Genomic DNA, 24,455 nt, shown 5'->3' on the forward strand with positions numbered 1-24,455 from the left:
CTCGCCGTAACGGCGGGCGATCTCGGCACCGATCAGGGCGTGGCTGCCCTCCACCTCGTGGGTCAGGGCCTTCCCGATGTCGTGCAGGAGGGCGCAGCGCTTGGCCAGCTCGACCGGGAGACGGAGCTCGGCGGCCATGATCCCGGCGATGTGCGCGGACTCGATGAGGTGCTTGAGGACGTTCTGCCCGTAGGAGGTGCGGTAGCGCAACTGGCCGAGCAGGGCGATCAGCTCGGGATGCATGTCGGTGATGCCGAGCTCCACCAGCGCGTCCTCGCCGGCCCGGATGCACAGCCGCTCGACGTCGGCCTTGCTGCGCTCGTAGACCTCCTCGATGCGCTGGGGGTGGATGCGGCCGTCCATCACCAGCTTCTCCAGGGTGAGCCGGCCGACCTCCCGGCGCACCGGATCGAAACAGCTCAGCAGCACCGCCTCGGGGGTGTCGTCGATGATCAGGTTGACCCCGGTGGTGGTCTCGAACGCCCGGATGTTGCGGCCTTCGCGGCCGATGATCCGGCCCTTCATCTCGTCGTTGGGCAGGTGCAGCACCGAGACCACCGACTCGGCGGTCTGTTCGCTGGCCACCCGCTGGATCGCCAGGGTCACGATCTTGCGGGCGCGCTTCTCCCCCTCGGCCCGGGCGGCGCTTTCGATCTCCCGGGTGATCAGGGCGGCCTCGCGCTTGGCCTGGTTCTCGATCATGGCGACCAGTTCGCTACGGGCCTGCTCGGCGGTCAGCCCGGCGGCCTGCTCCAGCACCCGCCGCCGATCCTCGTCCAGGCGGTCCAGTTCGGCCTTCCGCTCCTCGAGCTCGCGTCGGGTCTCCGACAGCCGCCGCCCGCGCTCCTCCAGCCGGCGCGCCTCGGCGTCCAGTCGCCGTTCGCGTTCGGCCAGCCGGTTCTCGCGGCGCTCCAGGTCCTCCCGGAGGGTGCGCAGCTCCCGCTTGAGCGCCTTGGCCTCGTTCTCCAGGTCGGCGCGGGTGGTCTCAAGGAGCCGCTGCGCCTGGCCCTCCGCCTTGTGCAGCACCTCCTGGGCCTGGGCCCGGGCCTGCGCGCGGATCTGCTCGGCCTCCCGCCGCACCGCGGCGAGCTCGTCCTCGGTGGGAGCCGGCGGACCGGTGGGGCGGCGCAGCACGATGACCAGAGCGACCAGGGTCACCAGCAATGCGGCACCCAGCAGGACGCTCACCATGGCGCAGACCCTTCCAGGGGTGCCGGGGGCCTCCCCCCGGGCCGGCTCGTCTCGGTGCGGGCTCCACGCGATGTGGAGAGCCTGCGGTGCGAGGACTCACCCGCACCCCGAAGACCGCCGGACGCCCATGCGCCAGGCCGAACACGGGCCGTCACCACGCCCGGGCGGGAAAGCCCCGGCGCCGCCGCAAGCGACGGCCGACCCGCAACGCGCCCGTCCACCTCTCAGGTGTTCGACCCCGCAGGGTCGTATGGCAATCCGCAGTGCGCGGAGTAACTCCTCACTGCCGTAACGGTAAGCGGCTATCAGGTAATGAGCAAGCAAACCCAGGGCATTCCGGACTAACCGTACGCAGACGTGAGGACTTGCTTACCATCCACCCTCATCGAGAATCACGACTTCATCCCACTTCTTCGCACTCATCGATGAAGTCGACAAGAGGGAGAAATCCCAGTAATCCTCGGCGTGTCGCACACCGTCCGTGACCAGCGGGCGGACCGAGAACGCGGCCCGGGCGCCGCGCCCCGCCCGCACAGGGTCCGGGTCGCTCAGGGTCCGGGCCGGGGTCCCGGGGCACGAGCCCGGGCCGGTCGGAGACCCGGGCCGATCACGGGTCCGGGGACGTCAGTCGTCGAGGTCCGGCGGCTCCCAGCCGTCGAGCTCGTCGCCTTCCGCCTCGAGCGCCTCCTTGACCACCCGATAGCACAGGCCGGGGGAATAGCCCTTGCGGGCGAGCATGCCGATCAGCCGGCGCATGCGCTTGTCGAGAGGCAGCGCGCGGGTGCCGGGCAGCCTGCGGGCGACCAGCTCCCGGGCGGTGCGCTCCTCCTGCTCGGGATCCAGGGTCTCGACCGCCTCGTCGATCGTCTCGTCGGCGACGCCGCGCCGGCGCAGCTCGGTGGCCAACGCCCGCCGCGCCAGCCCGCGCCCGACATGGCGGGACTGCACCCAGGCCCGGGCGAACGCCTCGTCGTCGATCAGCCCGACCTCCGAGAGCCGCCCCAGCACCCGCTCCGCCGTCTCGTCGGGAACCCCTTTGCGCCGCAGCGCGTCCGCCAGTTGCGCCCGAGTCCGCGGCGCCGCCGCCAGCAGGCGCAGGCAGATCTCCCGCGCCGCCCCCTCCCCCGGGGCGGGGTCCTCGGCCGGGTCGCGGCGCGACCGGCGATCGTCCCGGGCGGGACGACGCCGACGGCGAGACCGGCCGCCGCCGGCGGTCGCGCCGACCGCGCCCGCCTCGTCGAGCGGGCCCCCGGCCGGAGGGGGCGTGCGTCCGGGCCGGGCGGGCCCCGTGGACTCCGCGGGCTCCGCGGCGACGTCCGGTGAGGGGCCCGGCGACGAACCCGCCGGCGCGGCGGCCTCCCGGAACGGAGCCGGAGCGCCTCCGGAGGCGGCCTCGGCGTCCGCCGAGACGGGACCGGAGGCGTCCGGGCGCTCCGGGCGGGCGTCCCGGTCGTCGGCGGTCCCCTCCGGGGAGGAGGGCGCGCGCTCCGGCCGCGTCCCGCCGTCGGCGGCCTCGGAGGCGGCCTCCCCTGCCGTCTCCGGGGCCGGGGAGGGTCCGTGCTCCGTCTCCTCGGGGACGTCCCAGCTGACGGTGACGTCCGAGGAGGGCGCCGCCCAGAACGGGACGGCCCGCTCACGGTCGGCGCCCCGCCGCGACGCCTCGTCCGCCCCGCCGCCGGCGAGGTCCCGGGAACCGGCGGGCCGGCGAGGGCGGACGTCCGCCCAGGCGGGGGCCTCCGAGGCGGGGGCCCGGGATGCGGCGGCGTCCGTAGCGTCGTCCCGGGCGTCCTCGGGAGGGTCCCACGGGACAGGGGCGTCCTGATCGTCCCGAGGCGCCGACGGGGCGGCGGGCGGCGGAGGCCAGGAGTCCGCCACGGGCCAGGACGGGTCGACGTGCCGGTCGTTCATGAGGACATCGGAAGGCGGGCGCGCTCACTCCGGAGCGCGGACGGGACCGCGGACGGCCCGACGGGGCGGAGGAACGCGAGCGGCGGCGTCATCGGGGAAGGGCCGCTACCGGCAGTCCGGTGCGGGATGGGACGCCGCCGCCCGTCATGAGAGATCATTCCCCACGGTTCGTCAACAGTCACCCTGATCGCCGGATTTCCGGTCAAGAACCTGCGGACTGGGTCGTCTTGGACCCGTTCTTGCGCCCGGCCGGGGCGGAGGGGTCGGCCGCGGCGGGGGCGGTGGCGTCGGCGTCGAGACGCGGGCCCACGCCGAGCTTCTCCTTGATCTTCTTCTCGATCTCGTCGGCGACGTCGGGGTTGTTCCTGAGGAAGTTGCGGGCGTTCTCCTTGCCCTGGCCGAGCTGGTCGCCCTCGTAGGTGTACCAGGCGCCGGCCTTGCGGATCAGGCCGTGCTCCACGCCGAGGTCGATCAGGCCGCCCTCGCGGCTGATGCCCTGCCCGTACAGCAGGTCGAAGTCGGCGGTCTTGAACGGCGGGGAGACCTTGTTCTTGACGACCTTGACCCGGACCCGGCTGCCGACGGGCTCGGTGCCGTCCTTGAGGGTCTCGATCCGCCGCACGTCCATCCGCACCGAGGCGTAGAACTTCAGCGCACGCCCGCCGGTCGTGGTCTCGGGGCTGCCGAACATCACGCCGATCTTCTCGCGGAGCTGGTTGATGAAGATGGCGGTGGTCTTGGTCTGGTTGATCGCGCCGGTCATCTTGCGCAGNGGCGGTGGTCTTGGTCTGGTTGATCGCGCCGGTCATCTTGCGCAGCGCCTGGGACATCAGGCGGGCCTGCAGGCCGACGTGGCTGTCGCCCATCTCGCCCTCGATCTCGGCGCGGGGCACCAGGGCGGCGACGGAGTCGATGACGATGATGTCGATGGCGCCGGAGCGCACCAGCATGTCGGCGATCTCCAGGGCCTGCTCCCCGGTGTCGGGCTGGGACACCAGCAGGGAGTCGGTGTCCACCCCGAGCTTCTTGGCGTACTCGGGGTCGAGGGCGTGCTCGGCGTCGATGAACGCGGCGATGCCGCCCTTCCGCTGCACGTTGGCGATGGCGTGCAGGGCGATGGAGGTCTTGCCGCTGCCCTCGGGACCGAAGACCTCGATCACCCGGCCGCGCGGCAGGCCGCCGATGCCCAGCGCGATGTCCAGCGCGATGGAGCCGGTGGGGATCACCTCGACGGGCGCCCGGGCCTCATCGCCCAGTCGCATCACCGAGCCCTTGCCGAACTGCCGCTCGATCTGGGCGAGCGCGGTCTCGAGTGCCTTGTCGCGGTCGCTAGCTGCCATGAGATGCCCCTGTCCCAATCCCAGGCCCGTACGACCGGCCCTGGAGACTTCGCTTTCGGTCGGAAGCGACGTTACGGCGGCCCACCGACAGTTTCGAGCGCCTGTCGCCGCTGTGGACGAACGTCGAACGGACGTCGCACGCACCCACTCTACCGAACATCCGTTCGATCATGCCCCGACTCGCCGCGGACGCCGCCGGGCCGGCACCCGAATTCTCCGTGCGCGCCGGCGAGCGGTGCCCGTACGCTGGCCGCGTCGGAGGGGGCCACCATGACGCTGACCGTCGTCTTCTGCGCCGATCCGCTCAACCCCCGGCGCGTCGAGCCGCATTTCGCGCGCGAGGCGGCCGCGGTGCGCGACCACTACGGCAACGTCGCGCTGATCGACCACGACGCGCTGCGGCGGGGAGAGGCGGCGGCCGCGGTCCGCCGGGTGCCCCGCGATCTGGGCCCGGCCTGGTACCGCGGATGGATGCTGACCGCGGCCGAGTACGCCGCACTGGCCGCCGCCCTCAAAGAGCGCGGCACCCCGCTGCTGGTCCATCCGGACGACTATCGGCGGGCGCACGAGCTGCCGGGCTGGCACGACACGTTCGCGGGGCTGACCCCGCCCAGCGTGTGGCGCCCGCTGCCGCCCCGCACCGTCCCCGAGGACCTGGCCGAGCTGGCCGAGCTGGTGCGGCCGCTGCCGCCGGGGCCCGCGGTGGTCAAGGACTACGTCAAGTCCCGCAAGCACGAGTGGGAGGAGGCCTGCTTCGTCCCGGACGTCAAGGACGTCACCCGCCTGCGCGATGTGGTGGCCGCGATGGTGGCGCTGCAGGAGGAGTTCCTGACCGGCGGGGTGGTGGTCCGCCAGTACGAGCGGTACGACACCGGCGAGGCGCGGGTGTGGTGGGTGGACGGTGAGCCGGCGCTGATCGGGCCGCATCCCGACGAGCCCGGCCGCCGCCCCGAGCCGGAGCTGGCGGAGGTGGCCGGCGCGGTGCGGGCGCTGGGCTGCCGGTTCATCACCACCGACCTGGCGCGCCGGATCGACGGCCGGTGGCGGGTGGTGGAGGTCGGCGACGGGCAGGTCAGCGATCTGCCGATCTCGGTGGACCCGATGGACCTGTACGCCCACCTGCCCGTTCCGGGGTAGCGCCCGGCTAGCGCAGATGCTGCGGGACGTCGAAGGCGGCGCAGACCGCCTCCCAGACCCTCCTGGTCTCCTCGCCGTCCGCCAGGGCCTGCTCGACGGTGCGGCCGCCGAGTTCGGCGATCACGTAGTCCTTGGCCACGCTCTGCGCGTAGACCTCGCCGAAATGCCGGTTCATCCGCTCCCAGAACACCGATAGCCGCACGCCGCCACCGTACCCGCCGCGGCGCCGCCGCACCGGCGCGGGCGCGCGAGAACCCGCCCCGAGCCCGCCCGGAGCACGATCGCAAGCCCGGTCGCAAGCCCGGTCGGACGCACGGGCGGCGCCGGTGTCACAGGCGCGGGGCAGTATGGAGAGCATGCCCGATGACGTGCTCGAACGCTTCTCCCCCGCGACCCGCGCCTGGTTCCGGGGGGCGTTCGCCGCGCCCACGCCCGCGCAGGCGGGGGCGTGGGGGTCGATCGCCCGCGGCGACCACACCCTGGTGGTCGCCCCGACCGGTTCGGGCAAGACGCTGGCGGCCTTCCTGTGGTCGCTGGACCGGCTCGCCGCCGAGCCTCCCTCGGAGGACCGCCGCCGCTGCCGGGTGCTGTACGTCTCCCCGTTGAAGGCCCTGGCCGTCGACGTGGAACGGAACCTGCGGGCCCCGCTGGCCGGCATCCGCCAGGCGGCGCGCCGGCTGGGCCTGCCGGAGCCGGACGTACGGGTGGGGGTGCGCTCCGGCGACACCCCCGCCGACGAGCGCCGCCGGCTGGTCGCCCGGCCCCCCGACATCCTGATCACCACTCCCGAGTCGCTGTTCTTGATGCTGACCTCGCAGGCGCGGCGGATGCTCCAGGGGGTGGAGACGGTGATCGTGGACGAGGTCCACGCGGTCGCCGGGTCCAAGCGCGGCGCGCATCTGGCGCTGTCCCTGGAGCGCCTGGACGTGCTGCTGGAACGGCCCGCCCAGCGGATCGGGCTGTCGGCCACGGTGCGGCCGGTGGAGGAGGTCGCCGCGTTCCTCGCCGGATCGCGCCGCGTGGAGGTCGTCCGGGCGGCGGCCGGGCCCGGCGGCGCACCGCGGCCGGACCTGCGGATCGTCGTCCCGGTGGAGGACATGGCCGAGCCGGCCGCGGCGCCCGACGGCCCGGCCGACGACCCGACGCGCCGGTCCATCTGGCCGCATGTGGAGGAGCGGGTGCTGGACCTGATCGAGTCCCACCGCTCGACGATCGTGTTCACCAACTCGCGGCGGCAGGCCGAGCGATTGTGCGGTCGGCTGAACGAGCTCGCCCATGCGCGCCGGCACGGCCCGGGCCGGCTCGAGGAGGCCGTGCCGGCCCAGATGATGGCGCAGGCCGGGGCCGCCTCGGGGGCCCCGGCCGAGGTGGCGCGCGCCCATCACGGGTCGGTGTCCAAGGCGGAGCGGGCCGGGATCGAGGACTCCCTCAAACGAGGGCTGCTGCCCGCGGTCGTGGCCACCTCCAGCCTCGAGCTGGGCATCGACATGGGCGCGGTGGACCTGGTCGTCCAGGTGGGGGCGCCGCCGTCGGCGGCGAGCGGTCTGCAGCGGGTGGGCCGGGCCGGGCACCGGGTCGGGGAGGTCTCCGCCGGCGTGTTCTTCCCCAAGTACCGCGGCGAGCTGCTGCAGACGGCGGTGGTGGCCGAGCGGATGCGCCGCGGGGAGATCGAGGAGCTGCGCTGTCCGCGCAACCCGCTGGACGTGCTGGCCCAGCAGATCGTCGCGATGACGGCGATGGACGAGTGGACGGTCGACGACCTGGAGGCCGTCGTCCGGCGGGCCGCCCCGTTCGCCTCGCTGCCCCGGTCGGCGCTGGAGGCGACGCTGGACATGCTGGCGGGCCGCTACCCGAGCGAGGAGTTCGGGGAGCTGCGACCCCGGCTGGTGTGGGACCGGGCGACCGGTGTGCTGCGCGGACGGCCGGGGGCGCAGCGGCTGGCGGTGACCGGCGGCGGCACGATCCCCGACCGCGGGCTGTTCGGGGTGTTCCTCGCCGGCGAACGGTCCTCGCGGGTGGGCGAGCTGGACGAGGAGATGGTGTACGAGTCGCGGGTCGGCGACGTGTTCGTGCTCGGCGCCTCCTCCTGGCGGATCGAGGACATCACCCCCGACCGGGTGCTGGTGTCGCCGGCGCCGGGCCGGCCGGGCAAGCTGCCGTTCTGGCACGGGGACGGCGCCGGGCGCCCCGCCGAGCTGGGACGGGCGCTGGGGGCGTTCACCCGGGAGCTGGCGCGGCTGCCGCGCGAGCGGGCGGTGGCGCGGGCGCGGGCGGCGGGACTGGACGAGCGGGCGGCCGACAACCTGGTCTCCTATCTGGAGGAGCAGCGCGACTCCACCGGATGCGTGCCCGACGACCGGACGCTGGTGGTGGAGCGGTTCCGCGACGAGCTGGGCGACTGGCGGCTGGTGGTGCACTCGCCGTTCGGCGCGCGGGTGCACGCGCCGTGGGCGCTGGCCATCGCCGGCAGGCTGCGCGAACGGCACGGGGTGGACGCGCAGGCGATGCACGCCGACGACGGCATCGTGCTGCGGATCCCCGACGCCGACGAGCCGCCGCGGATGGACCTGGCGGTGTTCGATCCCGACGACGTCGAGCGGATCGTGCGGGACGAGCTGGGCTCCTCGGCGCTGTTCGCCGCCCGGTTCCGCGAGTGCGCGGCGCGTTCGCTGCTGCTGCCGCGGCGCCGCCCGGACCGGCGGACGCCGCTGTGGCAGCAGCGGCAGCGGGCGGCCCAGCTGCTGTCGGTGGCGAGCCGCTACCCCTCGTTCCCGATCGTGCTGGAGACGATGCGGGAGTGCCTGCAGGACGTGTTCGACGTCCCGGAGCTGGTACGGCTGATGCGGGACCTGGCCGGACGCCGCATCCGCATGGTCGAGGCGGAGACGGCCGCGCCGTCCCCGTTCGCCAAGTCGCTGCTGTTCCACTATGTGGGCGCGTTCATGTACGAGGGGGACGCCCCCTTGGCCGAACGCCGCGCCCAGGCCCTGGCCCTGGACTCCTCGCTGCTGGCCGAGCTGCTGGGCCAGGCGGACCTGCGGGAGCTGCTCGACCCGCAGGTCGTCGCCGAGACCGAGCGCGAGCTGCAACGCCTGGCCCCGGACCGGCGCGCCGGGGACGTCGAGGGCGTGGCCGATCTGCTGCGCGTCCTCGGCCCCCTGTCCACCGACGAGGTCGCCGCCCGCATCGTCCCGCCGGGGACGCCCGATGCGGAGCGGGGCCGCGGCGAGGGCCCGCGGGAGGCCGCCGCGTCCGGACGGGAGGGCGTGACGGAGCCGTCCGCCCCGGCGCGGCGGACGGCCGCACAGTGGCTGGCGGAGCTGGAGCGGGCGCGCCGGATCATCCGGGTGCGGATCGCGGGGGCCGAGAGGTGGGCCGCGGTGGAGGACGCCGGGCGGCTCCGGGACGCGCTGGGCGTGCCGCTGCCGGCGGGGGTGCCGGAGGCGTTCACCGAGAGCGTCGACGATCCGCTGGGCGATCTGGTGCTGCGGTATGCGCGCACGCACGGGCCGTTCCGGGCGGGCGAGGCGGCGGCGCGATTCGGGCTGGGGCCGGCGGTGGTGCTGGACGCGCTGCGCCGGCAGGCCGCGGCGGGCCGGGTGGCGGAGGGGGAGTTCCTGCCGGTGGAGACGCTGCCCGGCCCCGGCGCCGGCGGCGAATGGTGCGAGACCGGCGTGCTGCGGCTGCTGCGGCGCAGGTGCCTGGCGCGGCTGCGGGCGGAGGTGGAGCCGTCCCCGCCGCAGGCGCTGGGGCGGTTCCTGCCGGCCTGGCACGGCGTCACGACGGGGCGGCTGCGCGGGATGGACGCGCTGGTGCAGGCCGTCGAGCGGCTGCAGGGCGCGGCGGTGCCGGCCTCGGCCCTGGAGACGCTGGTGCTGCCCGCCCGGGTGCCGGACTACTCGCCGGCGCTGTTGGACGAGCTGACCTCGGCGGGCGAGGTGGTGTGGGCCGGGCAGGGCGGGCTGCCGGGCGGCGACGGCTGGGTGTCGCTGTACCCGGCCGACACCGCGCCGCTGCTGCTGCCCGAGCCGGCCGAGATCACCATGACCCCGGCGCACGAGGCGGTGCTGGAGGCGCTGTCGGACGGCGGCGCGTTGTTCTTCCGGAACCTGTCGGACCGGGTGAACGCCGCCGGCCTGCGGGCGGCCGACCAGGAGCTGGCGGCGGTCCTGTGGGATCTGGTGTGGGCGGGCCGCTTGACCAACGACACCCTCGCCCCGTTGCGCACCGTGCTCGGGACCGGCCGGCCGGCCCACCGCCTCCGGGCCCCGCGGCGCGGCCGTCCGGTGCTGCCGTCGCGGACCGGTCCGCCGACCGCGGCGGGACGCTGGTGGCTCCTGCCGGAGCGGGAGCGCGAGGCGACCCGGCGCCTGCACGCGCTGGCGGAGGTGCTGCTGGAGCGTCACGGCATCGTCATCCGCGGAGCGGTGGCCGCCGAACGCGCGCCCGGCGGGTTCGGCGCGGTGTACCCGGTCCTGCGCGGCCTGGAGGAGACCGGACGCTGCCGCCGGGGCTACTTCGTGGAGGGCCTGGGGGCGGCCCAGTTCGCCCTCCCCGGCGCCGTGGACCGGCTGCGCGACCTGCGGGGGTCCTCCCGCCCGCGGGGCGACGCCGGCGCCCCGTGGCCGCCGGGGGCCGCCTCGGAGCACGAGAACGCCGCGGGCCGCCCCTCCGCCGTGGTCCTCGCCGCCGCCGACCCCGCCAACCCCTACGGCGCGGCCCTCCCCTGGCCGGAGCGCGCGGGCGAGGCGATCAGCGGCCACAAGCCCGGCCGCAAGGCCGGCGCCCTGGTGGTCCTGGTCGACGGCGCCCTGGTGCTGTACGTCGAACGGGGCGGCCGCACCCTCCTGTCGTGGACCGAGGACCCCGATCTCCTGCGGCCCGCCGTGGACGCGCTGGCCCGCACCGTCCGCGAGGGCGCCCTGGGCAGGCTCACCGTGGAACGGGCCGACGGCGCGGCCGTCGCCTCCTCTCCCCTGGCCCAGGCCCTGCGGTCCGCCGGTTTCCACCCCACTCCCAAGGGTCTTCGGCTGCGTCCCTGAGCGCCCCGTCGCCGCCGGGCGGCGGAGGCGGCGCGCCGTCCGGGCCGCCCGGACGGGCGGCGGAGGGCCGGCGGGGATCCCGGCGGAGCACCGGCCGGCCGAAGGCGGCCGGGAACGCCCGGAGCCCTCCGGAGAACGCCCGTCGCGATGGTTCCTCAGGAGGGAACACAAATCCTCCTGTCGGTGGATATACAGCGGGGGCCGTTTTGGGAACATCGATTCACAACGGGGTCAGCGGCGACCGGGGGAATGGTCGCCGCAGAACGGGGAGCATCATGACACCGACAGCACGGTGGGCGTTCGCACAGCGACGCAAGCGTCAGGTCATCACCCGTACGGTCCGCGACCGGGCCATGCACGATCCGCGCCGACGGCGGTCCACGACCGACAAGCGGGTCACCGCCACGAAGTAACCGCGAAGCAGCCGCCGAAGCGGTCCGCATCAGGGTCCGCACCGCATCGCCCCGGGGTTCGCACGCGGCTCCGGGGCGTTCGACGTCCCGGACGTCCACCGGGATCCGGCGCCGTCCCCGGGGCCGTCTCGCGCCCGTCCCGCGGTCTCTCCGCGCCGAGCGCCGCGGGCCGCCTCCGAGAGGTCCGGCGCCGTCCCCGGGCGGCCGGGGAGGGCCGTGCGCGCGGCTCCGCGGCGGGGCGGCGCCGTCCCCGGAAGCGGTAACACGGCGTTCACCGCGATGTGACGGCCGTTCAACGCGCCGCGGTCACGATGAAGACACCGAGCGCGGGCGGGCGACCCGGCCGGTGGACGCCGGTGATCGGGCAGATCGTGGAAACCGCGATGGAGCGGCCACGTACCGCATCGGCGGAGGTGGACGACCGAAGGGGGGACGGTCGAGCCTTTCGCTCGCGCGCATGGCGCGCCGGGGTCCCGTGCCCTCGAGCGGGACCCCGGCGGCATGCCCGCTCTCCTCGACGCTCTCGCCCCCCGCCCGTGGCGGCGGACGCCCCGCGTCGCCGCCGCGGGCGCCCGGTGTCAGTCGGCCGTGGTGGAGAAGACCTCCTCCCGGGCCTGTTCCAGCGCCGCGTGCAGGGCGCCGCGCAGCACGGGGTTGCCGTCCACCCGGGTGATCGTGACGCGCGGGCTGGTGGGGCTGATGCGGGCCACGGCCCGCTCGACGCGTTCGGCCAGAGGGACGCCCCCGGCGGTGCCCAGGCGGCCGGACAGCACGATGAGACCGGGGTCCAGGACGATGTTGACCGCGGCGGCCCCGTAGGAGATCCGGGCGGCCAGGGCGTCCAGGAAGGGGCCGCCGCGCTCGAGGTCCGCCGCGGCGGCGCGGACGCAGTCCACGGCGGTGGGCTCGGTCAGGCCGTGCTCCCGGGCCAGGCTCAGCACGGCGTCCGCGCCGATCAGCGAGCCGAAGCCGCCGGCCAGGGCCGGCTGGCCCCAGGCGGCGGACTCGGTGACGCCTTCGGGGAGCGGCGCGCCGGGGACGGGGAGGTAGCCGATCTCGCCCGCCCCGCCGGAGACGCCGCGGTGCAGCCGGCCGCCGAGCACGGCCGACAGGCCCACGCCCCGGTCCAGCCACATGAGGGCGAAGTCGTCGGTGCCGCGCGCCGCGCCGTAGGCGCGTTCGGCGACGGCGGCCAGGTTCACGTCGTTCTCGATGACCACCGGGCGGCGCAGGTCGGTGCGCAGGCCCGCCAGCACGCCCTCGTGCCAGGCCGGGAGGTCGAAGGCGAACCGCACGTCCCCGGTGCGGGGGTCGACGACGCCGGGGCTGCCGATGACGAAGGCGTTCAGCCGGCGCAGCGCCACCCGCGCGGAGCGGCAGGCCTTGACGACCGCGCCGTGCACCAGCCGGACGGGGTCGTCGGCGCCGTCGGGGTCCACGGTGACCTGGGCGATCCGCCGTCCGGTGATGTCGACGATCCCGGCGGTGACGCCGTGCGGACCGACCTCCAGCCCGGCGGCGTAGGCGCTGGTGGGGACGACGGCGTACAGGGCGGCGTTGGGGCCGCGTCCGCCGGCCTGCTCCCCCACCACCTCGACCAGTCCGCGTTCCTCCAGCCGGGCCAGCAACTGGGAGGCGGTGACCCTGGACAGGCCGGTCAGCTCGCCGATCCGCGCCCGGGTCAGCGGCCCCTGCGCGATCAGCAGTTCCAGGGCCGCGCGGTCGTTGAGCTCACGCAGCAGCCGCGGCGTCCCCGGGCGGTTGGCCATCCCTCGCGCCTCCCTTGCGTCTCAATCCGCTAACGAACAGTATTTTTTAGGAAAGTTTCTTGTTAGTTTACCGCCGACCGACGCACCGGAGCGCGCCGGTGCGACGACGAGCAGGACACGGCCGCACCCTACGGGGTCCGGCTCAGGTCCGGCCCGTCCCGCCAACGACGCACCCAGGCGAGGGCTCGCCGGAAAGGAACGCAGGTGAGGTTCTTCAAGTTCGCGGCGACCGCCACTGCGATCGCCCTGGCCGTCACGGCCTGCGGCGGGGACGGCGGCGAGGACACGGCCGGCGGCGCGCCGGCCAGGCTCAACGTGTGGATGATGGGCGAGGGGACTCCGGAGCAGACCGCCTTCCTGGACGGAGTCGAGGCCGAGTTCCGCAAGAAGTACCCCGACACCGACGTGGTCATCAAGTACGTGCCGTGGCCGCAGGTCGCCACCACGTTCCAGAAGGCCGTGGCCAGCGGCGAGGGACCGGACGTCACCGAGATCGGCAACACCGACGTCCAGTCCCACATCGCCCAGGGCAACCTCGCCGACATCACCGACAAGGTCAAGGGCTGGAGCGAGGCCGCGACCCTCAACAAGACCGCGCTCGCCAACGACCAGGCCGACGGCAAGATCTACGCCGTGCCCTGGTACGGCGGCGTCCGCGGCGTCTGGTACCGCACCGACTGGTTCGCCGAGCTGGACATCGCCCCGCCCAAGACCTGGGCGGAGCTGGTCGCCGCCGCCAAGAAGATCCAGCAGGAGAAGGGCGTGCCCGGCATCGGCGCCCCCAGCGACCAGACCAACGCCATCCTCAGCTTCATCTGGGGCAACGGCGGCGAGGTCGCCGTCAAGGAGGGCGACCGGTGGGTCGGCAGGCTCGATCAGCCGCAGGCCAAGGAGGCGATCGACTTCTACACCGGCCTGGTCACCGTCGAGAAGGTCGCGCCCGAGAAGTACGTCGGCAAGAACGAGCTGCAAGGCCCCCAGCAGGACTTCGCGCTCGGCAAGCTCGGCATGTACATCGACGGCAGCTGGGCGCTGAAGGAGATGAAGAAGATCTCCGACAAGGACGCCGACAAGTGGGGCGTCTTCCCCATCCCGGCCAAGAACGGCGGCAACGCCCCCGTGATGGCCGGCGGCTCCGACCTGGCCGTGTGGGAGAACAGCAAGGCCAAGGACGCCGCGTTCGACTACATCACCGTGCTCAACAACAAGGTCAACGCCGCCAAGTGGGCCGACTACAGCGGTTTCTCGTCGATGTTCACCGACGTGAAGTTCACCGATCCCAAGCTGGCCCCGTTCACCGAGATCGCCGCCAACACCAAGATGGTCCCGCTCAGCGCCGGGTGGGGCGACTTCGAACAGAACAAGAAGGTCATCCCGAACGCCGTCAAGGCGATCATGCAGGGCGGCTCCAGCGCCGAGGAGCTCGCGAAGGCCAACAAGCAGGCCGACGAGCTGCTCAACCCCTGAGCGGACGGATCCTCGATGCTGGACACCGCTCCCGCCGTGCGGGCCGCGGAGGGCCGCCCGGGCCGGAGGGATCCCGGCCCGGCGCGGCCCCGCCGCCACCGTCCCTGGCCCTATCTGCTGATCGCGCCGACCCTGGCGGTCATCGCGCTGCTGATGTTCTGGCCGATGGCCCAGATCGCGCTCATGTCGTTCCAGAAGGTCGGCAACCGGCAGCTGGCCGGCGCGCCCGCCGAATCGGTCGGGCTGGAGAACTACCGCTCCATCCTGTCCGATGAGCTGTTCTGGCAGAGCCTGCGCAGCACCGTGCTGTTCGCGGTCGCGGCGGTCACCCTGACGCTGGTGCTGGGCACGCTGGTCGGCCTGCTGCTGAACCGGCTGAGCCGGCGCATGGCGGCGCTGGTGTCGGCCGGGGTGATGGTCGCCTGGGCCACCCCGCCGATTACCGCCGCGATCATCTTCACCTGGCTGTTCGGCACCACCGGCGGCGTCGTCAACTGGCTGCTGGACCTGTTGCCCGACGCGCTGGTCGGCGGCGGCTGGACGGACTACAACTGGTTCGCCACCCCGCTGCGCACCTACACCGTGCTGACCGTGTGCGTGGTGTGGCAGTCGTTCCCGTTCGTGGCGGTCAGCGTGCTGGCCGGGCTCAAGAGCCTGCCGGCCGAGCTGCTGGAGGCGGCCCGGGTGGACGGCGCCGGCGCCTGGCGGGCGTTCTGGGCGATCACCTTCCCCATGCTGCGGCCGATCTTCCTGGTGCTGCTGGTGCTCAGCGTGATCTGGGACTTCAAGGTGTTCACCCAGCTGTTCGTGATGTCCGGGATGGCCAACCGGGACGCCTTCAACCTGTCGCTGTACGCCTACTCGGAGGCGTTCGGCGGGATGAACGCCAAGCTCGGCCTCGGCTCGGCGATCGCCGCGGTGCTCACCCTGCTGCTGCTGGCGGTCACCGCCGTGTACGTGCGGATCATGGTCCGGCAGGGGGAGGTCTCATGAACGTGCGGCGGTCCACGGCCGCGCCCCGCGGCACCGCGCGGAGAGGCGAGCAGAGAGGCGGACGGAGGGGACGGCGCGGCGGGCGGCTGCGCGCCGTCGGCCTCAACGCGCTGGGGCTGGCGGTGTTCGCGGTGGCGGTCTTCCCCGTGGCGTGGATGGTCTCCACGGCGTTCAAGCCGAACGAGGAGATCTTCAGCACCACGCCGCGACCGCTGCCGGGCAGCCCCACCCTGGAGCACTTCGACTACGTGCTGGGCGGCGGGATCGCCGAGGTGTCGTTCTGGACGTACCTGCGCAACAGCGCGCTGCTGGCGCTGACCACCGTGCTGGTGTCCGGGGTGCTGGCGGTGCTGGCGGCGATCGCGGTGGCGCGTTTTGCGTTCCGGTTCCGCACCGTCTTCCTGGTCATGCTGCTGGTGGTGCAGATGGTGCCGGCCGAGGCGCTGGTGCTGCCGTTGTTCCTGGACCTCAGGCGGCTCGGCATGATCGACAGCCTGGCCGGCCTGGTGGTGGTCTACATCGGCTTCGCGCTGCCGTTCTCGATCTGGATGCTGCGCGGCTTCGTGGCCGCGGTGCCGCGCGAGCTGGAGGAGGCCGCCGCCATCGATGGGGCCGGCCCGATCCGCACGTTCTGGACGGTGCTGCTCCCGCTGATCGCGCCGGGGCTGGTCGCCACCAGCATCTTCTCGTTCATCACCGCCTGGAACGAGTTCATCTTCGCCTTCACGTTCTTGGATGACCAGGACAAATACCCGCTTCCGGTAATGATGCAGTACTTCTTCGGCAACGCCAGCAACGAGTGGGGCCCGATCATGGCCAGCTCCACCCTGCTGACCCTGCCGGTGATCGTCTTCTTCCTCCTCGTCCAACGCCGGATGGTCTCCGGCCTGACCGCCGGAGCCGTCAAGGGATGACCGACGACGCCCTCTCCCGTCTCGCCCGGGCGGTGCTGCTGCCCGCCTTCACCGGAGACACCGTCCCGCGGTGGCTGCGGGAGGAACTGGACCGCGGGCTCGGCGGCGTCACCCTGTTCGCGCTGAACGGGAACGTCACCGGCCCCGCGGAGCTGGCCCGGCTGACCGCCGAGCTGCGCCGGGACGCCGACCCGATCGTGACCATCGACGAGGAGGGCGGCGACGTCACCCGGCTGGGCGGGCACCGCACCGCCAGCCCCTACCCGGGGAACGCCGCGCTGGGGGCCGTCGACGACGTGGAGCTGACCCGCCGGGTCTACCGGTCGTTGGCGGCGGAGCTGGCCGAGGCGGGCGTGAACCTCAACTTCGCGCCCGCGGTGGACGTGAACGCCGCCGACGACAACCCCATCATCGGGGTCCGGGCGTTCGGCTCGGATCCGCAGCTGGTGGCCCGGCACGCCGCCGCCGCGGTGACCGGAACCCAGGAGGCCGGGGTGGCCGCCTGCGCCAAGCACTTCCCCGGCCACGGGGCGACCGTCGAGGACTCGCACCTGAGCGTGCCGCTGGTGGACGCCGACCTCGACCTGCTGGAACGGCGGGAACTGGTGCCGTTCCGGGCGGCGCTCAAGGCCGACGTGCGGGCGGTCATGACGGGGCACCTGAACGTCCCGGCGCTCACCGGCGGGACGCCGGCCACGCTGTCGCGCGCGGTGATCACCGGGCTGCTGCGGGGGCGGCTCGGCTTCGAGGGCGTCGTGGTCACCGACGCCCTGGACATGAAGGGGGCCAGCGGGACCATCGGCATCCCCGAGGCCGCGGTCCGGGCGCTGGCGGCGGGAGCGGACCTGCTGTGCCTGGGACCGCGCGAGCAGGAGGAGACCACCCGGGCGACGGTCGCGGCGATCACGGCGGCCGTCCGGGAGGGGCGGCTGGACGTCGAACGCCTGGAGGAGGCGGCCGAGCGGGGCCGGGCGCTGCGGGCCTGGCTGGCCGGGGCGCCGTCGGCCGAACCGGATCGCCCGGCGGCCCTGCAGGCGGCGCGGCGGGCGCTGGCGCTCACCGGCGGGCTGCCCGAGCTGCCCGACCCGCTGGTGGTGGAGCTGGAGGCGCCCGGCAACATCGCCGTCGGGCCGACCCCCTGGGGCCTGCGGCCGTGGGCGTCGGACGTGGTCCGGGTGGACGGGCGGACCGCCGCGTCCGGCCCCCTCCTGGAACGGGCGGCGGGCCGCGGACTGATCATCGTGGTGCGCGACGCCCACCGGCACGCCGACCAGCGGAGGCTGGCCGGCGCCCTGCTGGCCGCCCGCCCGGACGCGGTGGTGGTGGAGATGGGGCTGCCGGTGTGGCGGCCGCGGGCCGGGGCGCATCTGGCCACGTTCGGCGCCAGCGGGGCCAACGCCCGCGCCGCCGCCGAACTGCTGGGCCTGACCCCGGCGGAGGGTTCCGGCGCAGGTCCCGGCGGGTGACCGGCGGTCAAACCAGTGTGATCGACAAGGGATACTGGAAACATGCGATTGTCCGCCCGGGTCGACTATGCACTGCGCGCCGCCGCGGAGCTGGCGGTGGCCGGAAACCGCCCGGTGACCGCGGTCCAGCTCGCCGAGGCCCAGCAGATCCCGCCCAAGTTCCTGGAGAACATCCTCGGCCAGCTCCGCCGCTCTGGACTGGTGCGCAGCCAGCGCGGCCCGGACGGTGGTTACTGGCTGGCCAGGCCTTCTGACGAGATCTCGCTGGCCGACATCATCCGCGCCATCGACGGGCCGTTGCTCGGCGTGCGCGGGGAACGCCCCGAGCACGTCGGCTACCACGGAGCGGCCCGTTCGCTGCAGGAGGTGTGGATCGCGCTGCGCGCCAGCGAACGGCACATCCTGGAGTCGGTCACCCTCAAGCACATAGCGGCCGGCGAGCTGCCGCCCGACGTGGCCGAGCTGACCAAGGACCCGGCCGCCTGGCAGAGCCCCTCCCTGATCTGACGGACGCGGCGATGCCGGAGGGCGACACCGTCTGGCTGACCGCTCACCGGCTCGACGAGGCGCTGGCCGGACGACCGCTGACCGTCAGCGACTTTCGGGTGCCCGCGCTGGCCACGACCGACCTGCGCGGCCGTGTCGTGCGCGAGGTCCGGGCGCGCGGCAAGCACCTGCTGATCAGGGTGGACGGGGCGCTGACCGTCCACACCCACCTGCGGATGGACGGCGTCTGGCGGATCCGTCGGGCCGGTCCGCCGCTCCGCGACCACCGGATCCGGTTGGCGTTGGGCAACGCCCGATGGCTGGCGCTGGGCTACGCGCTGGGCGTGGTGGAGCTGCTGCGCACCGAGGAGGAGGACAGCGCGGTCGGCCGCCTGGGGCCGGACCTGCTCGGGCCGGACTGGGATCCGGCCGAGGCGGTCCACCGGCTGCTGCGACGCCCCGAGCGCGCCATCGGCGAGGCCCTGCTGGACCAGAGCCTGCTGGCGGGCATCGGCAACGTCTACAAGAGCGAGCTGTGCTTCCTGCGCGGCGTGCATCCGTGGCGGCCGGTCGGGGAGACCGCGGACCTGCCGGGCCTGGTGGACCTGGCGCATCGGCTGCTGGAGGCCAACAAACGGCGGCACGGCCACATCACCACCGGCGACCTGCGGCCCGGGCGCCGGCATTGGGTGTACGGGCGCGCCGGGCGTCCCTGCCGCCGCTGCGGCGCCCTCATCGAACACGCCCTTCAGGGCCCCGAGACGGGCGAACGGCTCACCTTCTGGTGCCCGCGCTGCCAGCCCCGCCCGTGATCGCTCCCCTGGACGCCGGAGGCGGACGCGGAGGGCGGGGACGGGGACCGGGTGCGGGTCGGCGGACGGCCCCGGCGACCGGTGGGCGGGCACCGGGGGCGAACGCCGTGAGACCTCGGTCCGCCGCCGGATCGAGGTCTCACTCCCCTCCCGCATCGGCCGCTCAGGCCGGCGGCGGGGACGTCACTGCGTCTGGACCTCGAACATCCAGTGCTGCTTCTCCAGCCCGGCCGTGAGGTTGATGAACAGGTCCTGGGTGACCAGGTCGGTCTCCTCGGTGGCCTTGATCCGTTCGCGGAAGCGAGCGATCACCTGGGCCAGCGTGTCGGTCATCGAGGCGACGACCTTGTCGTCGGACTGGTAGCCGCCGTCCGGCTGGCGGATCTTGGTGTGGTCGGCCACCGTGCGCACCCGCCCGTCGGGATTGATGCCGAGCGCCACCGCGCGTTCGGCCACCAGGTCGCTGTACTGGCGGGCCAGCGACACGACCTCGTCGAGCTGCAGATGCACCGACCGGAAGCTGCGTCCGGTCAGGTTCCAGTGCGCCTGCTTGGCCACCAGGGAGAGGTCGATCAGGTCCACCAGCGCGCCCTGCAGCGCGTCGGCGGTGGTGCGTAGGGCGGTCTCGTCCTTGAGAGGGCTGTTGACCGTCGCCATTGTCGGCTCCTTCCGAGTCAGACGCCTTACCTGACCCGGCTTGCCCGCAATGGCGGACCCCAATCGCGACCCGGCTCACGTGACCGGTCCACCGGACCGGCTCACCGGCCGGCGGGGACGAACGCCTGCCGTCGCCTCAGGCGGCGACCATGTCGGCGCGGAACTCGCCGGTGATCTCCTCCGGGGTGGAGGGGATCTGGTCCGCGGAGATGGACTCGCGGTCCAGGCCCTCCTCGAGCCGCTCGTGCTCGGGCGGCGCTCCGGCCATCACCGGCTCCTGCTGCAGCTCGGCCAGCGCGAGCTGATCGGCGACCTCGCGCAGCACGTGCGACAGCGGCACTCCCAGCGCCTTGCAGATCGAGGCGAGGAGCTCCGAGGAGGCCTCCTTTTGCCCTCGCTCGACCTCCGACAGGTAACCCAAGGACACTCGCGCCGCCGCGGACACCTCGCGGAGGGTGCGACCCTGGCGCAGCCGCAGCCGCCGCAGTACGTCACCGAGCAGCTGGCGAAGCAGTACCATCGCTCGCTCCCTCCCCGAGTTTCGGCCCTCGAATGTCTCCACCGTACCTGTCTACCAGGCGACCATGGCAGATCGCAGATTTCGTGTTCGCTCCGAACGTAACGCTGTAATCAGCCCCGCTCTTCCCGATCGGCAGGTAGATCATCACATCCGAAGTCTTGGTCCACCCCCAGTAGGGTACGTCGCAGCAGGTCAAGGGCGTGCACCACGGTCATGCGGCGGATCGGGGCGCGGGCCGCGGCCGCGTCGGGCGGCACCGGCAGGTCCGGAGCTGTCACCTTCGGGTCACACCCGGGTCCGGCCACCGCGATGTACACCGTGCCCACCGGCCGCCCGTCCTGGGGCTCCGGACCGGCCACCCCCGTCGCCGCCAGCCCGTAGGTCGCCCCCAGCCGGTCCCGCACCCCGGCGGCCATGGCGGCGGCCACCCGGGGGTGCACCGCCCCCTCGGCGTCCAGCAGCTCCCGCGGAACGCCCAGCAGTTCGTGCTTGAGCCGGGTGGCGTAGGCCACGACGCCGCCGGCGTAGGTGGCCGACGACCCCGGCATGGCGGTCAGCTCGGCGCCGATCAGCCCACCGGTCAGCGACTCGGCGGTGGCCACGGTCGCCGACCGTTCCGCCAGCAGCCGATGCACCACCCGGTCGAGGGTGTCCTCGTCCTCCCCGTAGACGGCCGGGCCCAGCAGCTCGCGGGCCGTCCGCTCGGCGCGGTCGGCCAGCCGCGCCGCGTCCGGCCCGGTCGCGGTGATGCGCACCCTGACCTCGGCCGGCTCGGGCAGGTACGCCAGCCGCACCCCCTCCAGCGCCTCGACGGGGGCCAGCCGGTCGGCCAGCTCCGACTCCCACAGCCCGGCCGTGCGCAGGATCCGCCGCACCGCCGGCGGCCCGGAGACGGCCGCGCGCAGTTCCGGCAGCACCGCCCCGGTCGTGACCGCGCGCATCTCCCGAGGCACCCCGGGCAGCGCGTACACCGTCCCGCCGGGGAGCTCCATCCGCAGCCCGGGGGCGCTGCCCGCCGGGTTGGGCAGGAGACGGGCGCCCTGCGGCACCCGGGCCATCCGCAGCGCCGTCGGCGCGAGCGGGCGGCCGGCGGCGGCCGCCCGCTCGCGCAGCCGCCGCTCCAGGTCCCGATCCCGCACCAGCGGCACGCCCGCCGCCGCGGCCAGCGCGTCCCGGGTCAGATCGTCGTAGGTGGGGCCGAGCCCGCCGGTGGTGATCACGGCGTCGGCGCGGTCCAGCGCGCCGGTCACCGCCTCGACGATCTCCTCCATCCGGTCGCCGACCACCGCGCTGCGGACGACCTCGACGCCGATGTCGGCCAGCCGTCGCCCCAGCCAGGCCGCGTTCCCGTTCACGGTGTCGCCGAGCAGCACCTCGTCGCCCACCGTCACCAACTCGACGCGCATCCGCTCTCCCGTCACAGGTCCGACCGGCCGGCGATCGGCCCTCCCGACGCGTTTCCGACGTTCCCGGGGGCGCTCACGGCGCGGTCACGACGATGCGGCCCCGCGACGCAGCCGCCAGGCCTGCACCAGGTAGTCCACGCCGGTGACCACGGTGACCGCCAGCGCGCAGCCCATCACGGCCCAGCGCAGCGGATCCGGCGTGCCGGGCAGGATGAACAGCCCGATCGCCACGATCTGCAGCAGCGTCTTGAGCTTGCCGCCCTTGCTGGCCGGGATCACCCCGTGCCGGAGCACCGCGAACCGCAGCACCGTGATGCCGATCTCACGGATCAGGATCACCGCGGTGACCCACCACCACAGCTCGCCCGTCGCCGACAAGATGATCAGCGCCGCGCCGGTCAGCGCCTTGTCGGCGATCGGATCGGCGACCTTGCCGAAGTCGGTGACCAGGTCGTACTTGCGGGCCAGCTCTCCGTCGATCTTGTCGGTCACCGAGGCCAGCACGAACACCGCGAACGCCGCGATCCGCCAGCCGGTGCCGTCCGACAGCAGCAGCCAGGCGAACACCGGCACCAGCAGGATCCGGATCAGCGTCAGCAGATTGGCGACGTTGTAGACGCTGACGGAGGCGGAGCCGGGACCGCGCTCGGCCACCGGGTCCGGCGTCGCCGCGCTCACGGCGCCGTCTCCGCGATCAGGTCGACGCCCTCGCTGTCCACCGCGGTCGCCTTCACCAGATCGCCCACCGCCAGCCCCGCGCCGCGGACCAGCACGGTGCCGTCCACCTCGGGGGCCTGGTGGGCGGCGCGGCCCTCCCACTCCTCCGGCCCCACCCGCTCCTCGATCAGCACCGCCAGCTCGGTGCCGATCCGCTCCTCCGCGCGCTGCGCGGTCAGCTCCTCGGCCAGCTCGGACACCTCCGCCACCCGCCGCGCGATCTCCGCCTCGTCCAGCTTCCCGTCCAGCGAGGCGGCCTCGGTGCCCTCCTCGTCGGAGTAGCCGAACACGCCGATCGCGTCCAGCCGGGCCTCGGTCAGGAAGGCGATCAGCTCCTCCAGGTCCTCCTCGGTCTCCCCGGGGAAGCCCACGATGACGTTGGACCGCACCCCGGCCCGGGGGTCCCGGTCCCGGATCCGGGCCAGCAGCTCCAGGAACGACTCCCGATCCCCGAACCGCCGCATCCGGCGCAGCACCGGCCCGCTGGCGTGCTGGAACGACAGATCGAAGTACGGCGCCACTCCGGGCGTGGAGGTCAGCACGTCGATCAGACCCGGGCGCAGCTCGGCCGGTTGCAGATAGCTCACCCGGACCCGCTCGATCCCCTCCACCGCCGCCAGCTTCGGCAGCAGCGCCTCCAGGGCCCGCAGGTCCCCCAGGTCCTTGCCGTAGGAGGTGGAGTTCTCGCTGACCAGCACCAGCTCCCGGACCCCCTGACCGGCCAGCCAGGCGGCCTCCGCCAGCACCTCCTCCGGGTCCCGGGAGACGTAGGCGCCGCGGAAGGCCGGAATGGCGCAGAACGCGCACCGCCGGTCGCAGCCGGAGGCCAGCTTGAGCGGGGCGACCGGCCCGCCGTCCAGGCGCCGCCGCAGCACGCGCGGCCCGGACGCGGGCGCCACGCCCTCCGGCAGCTCCTCGCCGTGCCCCGGGACGACCACCCGCCGGGCCGACTCACGACGCCGCACCGGGGTGATCGGCAGCAGGGCGCGCCGGTCCCGGGGGGTGTGCGCCGGGCGGCGCACCCCGGCCAGCACCTCCTCGAGCCGATCGCCGATCCGGGGGTAGTCGTCGAATCCCAGCACGGCGTCCGCCTCGGGCAGCGACTCGGCCAGTTCGGCGCCGTAGCGCTCGGCCAGGCAGCCGGCCGCGACCACCTTGGCGCCGGAGTCGTGGGCGGCCAGCAGGACGTCGATGGAGTCCTTCTTGGCGGCGTCGATGAAGCCGCAGGTGTTGACCACCACCACACTGGCCTCGCCGGTGTCGTCGACCAGCGTCCAGCCGGCGTTCTCCAGGCGCGCGGCGAGCTCCTCGGAGTCGACCTCGTTGCGCGCGCATCCCAGCGTCACCAGGGAGACGGTGCGGTGTGTGGACATGCTCTAAAGGTAGTGGGATCCGCGCACCGTCCGGCACCCGGAGGGAGCGCTCAGGCGCCGTCGGGGTCGTTCGGGCCGAAGCTGAGCCGCAGCACCTGGCCGTCGGTGCCCGGGACGCCCAGGTCCTTGCCGTTGACGGTCAGCTCGACGCCGCCGCCGTTGCCGATCAGCACCTGGATCCGCTTGCGAGCGGTCCACTGCATGGTCTCGCCCTTGGCCAGCAGCCCGCTGAACAGCTGCTCGCCCTTGTCGTCGCGGACGTTCAGCCAGCTGGACCGCTTGGCGCGGGCCACCACCTCGACGGTGTCGTCGTCCTTGCGGGGCTTGTTGGGCACCGCCGCCACCGCGTCCCGGTCCGGCGGGCGGGGCGTCGCCGGGGCGCTCGCGGCGGGCCGCGCCTCGGTGGGCACGGCGGCCGGACGGGCCGCCTGCCGGTCCTGCGCCGCGCCGCCGATCACCCGGACCACGCCGTACAGCAGCACCAGCACCAGGGCGGCGGCCATCGCGGCGCTCCAGTTGGGCGACCGCCGCTCCCTGATCTTGACCGGGATCTCCGGTTCGAACGCGGTCGCCGCCGACACCGGCTGCGGGGAGCCGTGCGCGGCGTCGTACTCCTCGATCAGCGGTTCGGGATCGGCTCCGACCACCCTGGCGATGCTGCGGATGTGGCCGCGGGCGTAGAAGTCGCCTCCGCAGGGGGCGAAGTCGTCGTGCTCGATGGCTCGCACCACGGCGGCGCGGATCCGGGTTCGCTCGCTCACCTGATCGACGGTGAGACCGGCTTCTCGACGGGCCTTCGCCAGAATCTCACCAATGCTCACGCGAGCCTCCTGAATTTGTCAGA

19 protein-coding genes and 1 pseudogene are annotated in these 24,455 nt (G+C 74.0%); 9 read left to right on the plus strand and 11 right to left on the minus strand.

The window, feature by feature from the left end:
* From EIO00_RS21750 to recA, 3 genes and pseudogenes are all read right to left on the minus strand, one after another.
* A partial coding sequence (locus EIO00_RS21750; RefSeq protein WP_140181912.1) for an Rnase Y domain-containing protein occupies nucleotides 1–1,191 on the minus strand: 1,191 nt, incomplete at its 3' end.
* Between the two features lie 624 nt (nucleotides 1,192–1,815).
* Entirely contained in the window at nucleotides 1,816–3,099 is a 1,284-nt protein-coding gene (locus tag EIO00_RS25420; RefSeq protein ID WP_241661513.1) for a RecX family transcriptional regulator, read from the minus strand.
* A gap of 295 nt (nucleotides 3,100–3,394) precedes the next feature.
* A pseudogene (recA, locus tag EIO00_RS21760) lies at nucleotides 3,395–4,439 on the minus strand (recombinase RecA); the annotation flags it as partial.
* Between the two features lie 270 nt (nucleotides 4,440–4,709).
* Here recA and EIO00_RS21765 point away from each other — a divergent pair.
* Nucleotides 4,710–5,576 carry an ATP-grasp domain-containing protein gene (locus EIO00_RS21765; protein WP_140181914.1) on the plus strand — a complete coding sequence of 289 codons (867 nt, stop codon included), beginning with the start codon at nucleotides 4,710–4,712 and terminating at the stop codon, nucleotides 5,574–5,576.
* A 7-nt stretch (nucleotides 5,577–5,583) separates the two neighbouring features.
* Here EIO00_RS21765 and EIO00_RS21770 read toward each other — a convergent pair whose 3' ends face one another.
* Nucleotides 5,584–5,778: a DUF3046 domain-containing protein gene (locus EIO00_RS21770; RefSeq protein WP_140181916.1), complete on the minus strand. Its 195-nt coding sequence runs from the start codon at nucleotides 5,776–5,778 to the stop codon at nucleotides 5,584–5,586.
* Nucleotides 5,779–5,932: 154 nt separating this feature from the next.
* On the opposite strand from EIO00_RS21770, the gene EIO00_RS21775 reads away from it, so the two are divergent.
* Nucleotides 5,933–10,618, plus strand: coding sequence for an Lhr family helicase (locus EIO00_RS21775; protein ID WP_140181918.1), 4,686 nt, complete (start codon nucleotides 5,933–5,935; stop codon nucleotides 10,616–10,618).
* Between the two features lie 275 nt (nucleotides 10,619–10,893).
* The gene (locus tag EIO00_RS24300; RefSeq protein ID WP_161602775.1) at nucleotides 10,894–11,031 is read left to right on the plus strand and encodes a hypothetical protein; all 138 of its coding nucleotides are present in this window, start codon (nucleotides 10,894–10,896) and stop codon (nucleotides 11,029–11,031) included.
* Nucleotides 11,032–11,609: 578 nt separating this feature from the next.
* Here EIO00_RS24300 and EIO00_RS21780 read toward each other — a convergent pair.
* The gene (locus EIO00_RS21780) at nucleotides 11,610–12,800 is read right to left on the minus strand and encodes an ROK family transcriptional regulator (protein ID WP_140181921.1); all 1,191 of its coding nucleotides are present in this window, start codon (nucleotides 12,798–12,800) and stop codon (nucleotides 11,610–11,612) included.
* Nucleotides 12,801–13,004: 204 nt separating this feature from the next.
* Here EIO00_RS21780 and EIO00_RS21785 point away from each other — a divergent pair, with 204 nt between their 5' ends.
* Genes EIO00_RS21785 through EIO00_RS21810 form a run of 6 tightly spaced genes read left to right on the plus strand, consistent with a single transcriptional unit; the run spans nucleotide 13,005 to nucleotide 18,938 of the window.
* Nucleotides 13,005–14,267: an extracellular solute-binding protein gene (locus EIO00_RS21785; RefSeq protein ID WP_140181922.1), complete on the plus strand. Its 1,263-nt coding sequence runs from the start codon at nucleotides 13,005–13,007 to the stop codon at nucleotides 14,265–14,267.
* Between the two features lie 15 nt (nucleotides 14,268–14,282).
* Nucleotides 14,283–15,260: a carbohydrate ABC transporter permease gene (locus EIO00_RS21790; protein ID WP_140181924.1), complete on the plus strand. Its 978-nt coding sequence runs from the start codon at nucleotides 14,283–14,285 to the stop codon at nucleotides 15,258–15,260.
* Entirely contained in the window at nucleotides 15,257–16,174 is a 918-nt protein-coding gene (locus tag EIO00_RS21795; protein WP_140181926.1) for a carbohydrate ABC transporter permease, read from the plus strand. The genes EIO00_RS21790 and EIO00_RS21795 overlap by 4 nt, the downstream gene beginning before the upstream one ends.
* Nucleotides 16,171–17,640 carry a glycoside hydrolase family 3 protein gene (locus EIO00_RS21800; RefSeq protein WP_140181928.1) on the plus strand — a complete coding sequence of 490 codons (1,470 nt, stop codon included), beginning with the start codon at nucleotides 16,171–16,173 and terminating at the stop codon, nucleotides 17,638–17,640. The genes EIO00_RS21795 and EIO00_RS21800 overlap by 4 nt, the downstream gene beginning before the upstream one ends.
* Before the next feature lie 42 nt (nucleotides 17,641–17,682).
* Complete coding sequence (locus EIO00_RS21805; protein ID WP_140181930.1) at nucleotides 17,683–18,147, plus strand: RrF2 family transcriptional regulator; 465 nt, start codon at nucleotides 17,683–17,685, stop codon at nucleotides 18,145–18,147.
* Between the two features lie 11 nt (nucleotides 18,148–18,158).
* Complete coding sequence (locus EIO00_RS21810; protein ID WP_140181932.1) at nucleotides 18,159–18,938, plus strand: DNA-formamidopyrimidine glycosylase family protein; 780 nt, start codon at nucleotides 18,159–18,161, stop codon at nucleotides 18,936–18,938.
* 183 nt (nucleotides 18,939–19,121) lie between these two features.
* Here EIO00_RS21810 and EIO00_RS21815 read toward each other — a convergent pair whose 3' ends face one another.
* The 6 genes from EIO00_RS21815 to EIO00_RS21840 form a co-directional block, all read right to left on the minus strand.
* The gene (locus tag EIO00_RS21815; RefSeq protein WP_140181934.1) at nucleotides 19,122–19,595 is read right to left on the minus strand and encodes a Dps family protein; all 474 of its coding nucleotides are present in this window, start codon (nucleotides 19,593–19,595) and stop codon (nucleotides 19,122–19,124) included.
* 136 nt (nucleotides 19,596–19,731) lie between these two features.
* A complete protein-coding gene (locus tag EIO00_RS21820) occupies nucleotides 19,732–20,115 on the minus strand; it encodes a helix-turn-helix domain-containing protein (protein ID WP_140181936.1) in 384 nt (127 codons plus the stop codon).
* Nucleotides 20,116–20,225: 110 nt separating this feature from the next.
* Nucleotides 20,226–21,521 carry a CinA family nicotinamide mononucleotide deamidase-related protein gene (locus EIO00_RS21825; protein WP_140181939.1) on the minus strand — a complete coding sequence of 432 codons (1,296 nt, stop codon included), beginning with the start codon at nucleotides 21,519–21,521 and terminating at the stop codon, nucleotides 20,226–20,228.
* 84 nt (nucleotides 21,522–21,605) lie between these two features.
* A complete protein-coding gene (gene pgsA, locus EIO00_RS21830; protein ID WP_140181941.1) occupies nucleotides 21,606–22,199 on the minus strand; it encodes a CDP-diacylglycerol--glycerol-3-phosphate 3-phosphatidyltransferase in 594 nt (197 codons plus the stop codon).
* Nucleotides 22,196–23,611 (minus strand): 30S ribosomal protein S12 methylthiotransferase RimO, encoded by a 1,416-nt coding sequence (gene rimO / locus EIO00_RS21835; protein ID WP_140181943.1) that lies wholly within the window; start codon nucleotides 23,609–23,611, stop codon nucleotides 22,196–22,198. The genes pgsA and rimO overlap by 4 nt, the downstream gene beginning before the upstream one ends.
* 50 nt (nucleotides 23,612–23,661) lie before the next feature.
* The gene (locus EIO00_RS21840; RefSeq protein WP_140181945.1) at nucleotides 23,662–24,432 is read right to left on the minus strand and encodes a helix-turn-helix domain-containing protein; all 771 of its coding nucleotides are present in this window, start codon (nucleotides 24,430–24,432) and stop codon (nucleotides 23,662–23,664) included.
* Nucleotides 24,433–24,455 lie beyond the last annotated feature (23 nt).

The sequence above is a fragment of the Thermomonospora catenispora genome (assembly GCF_006363815.1).
In the GTDB taxonomy this organism is placed as follows: domain Bacteria; phylum Actinomycetota; class Actinomycetes; order Streptosporangiales; family Streptosporangiaceae; genus Thermomonospora; species Thermomonospora catenispora.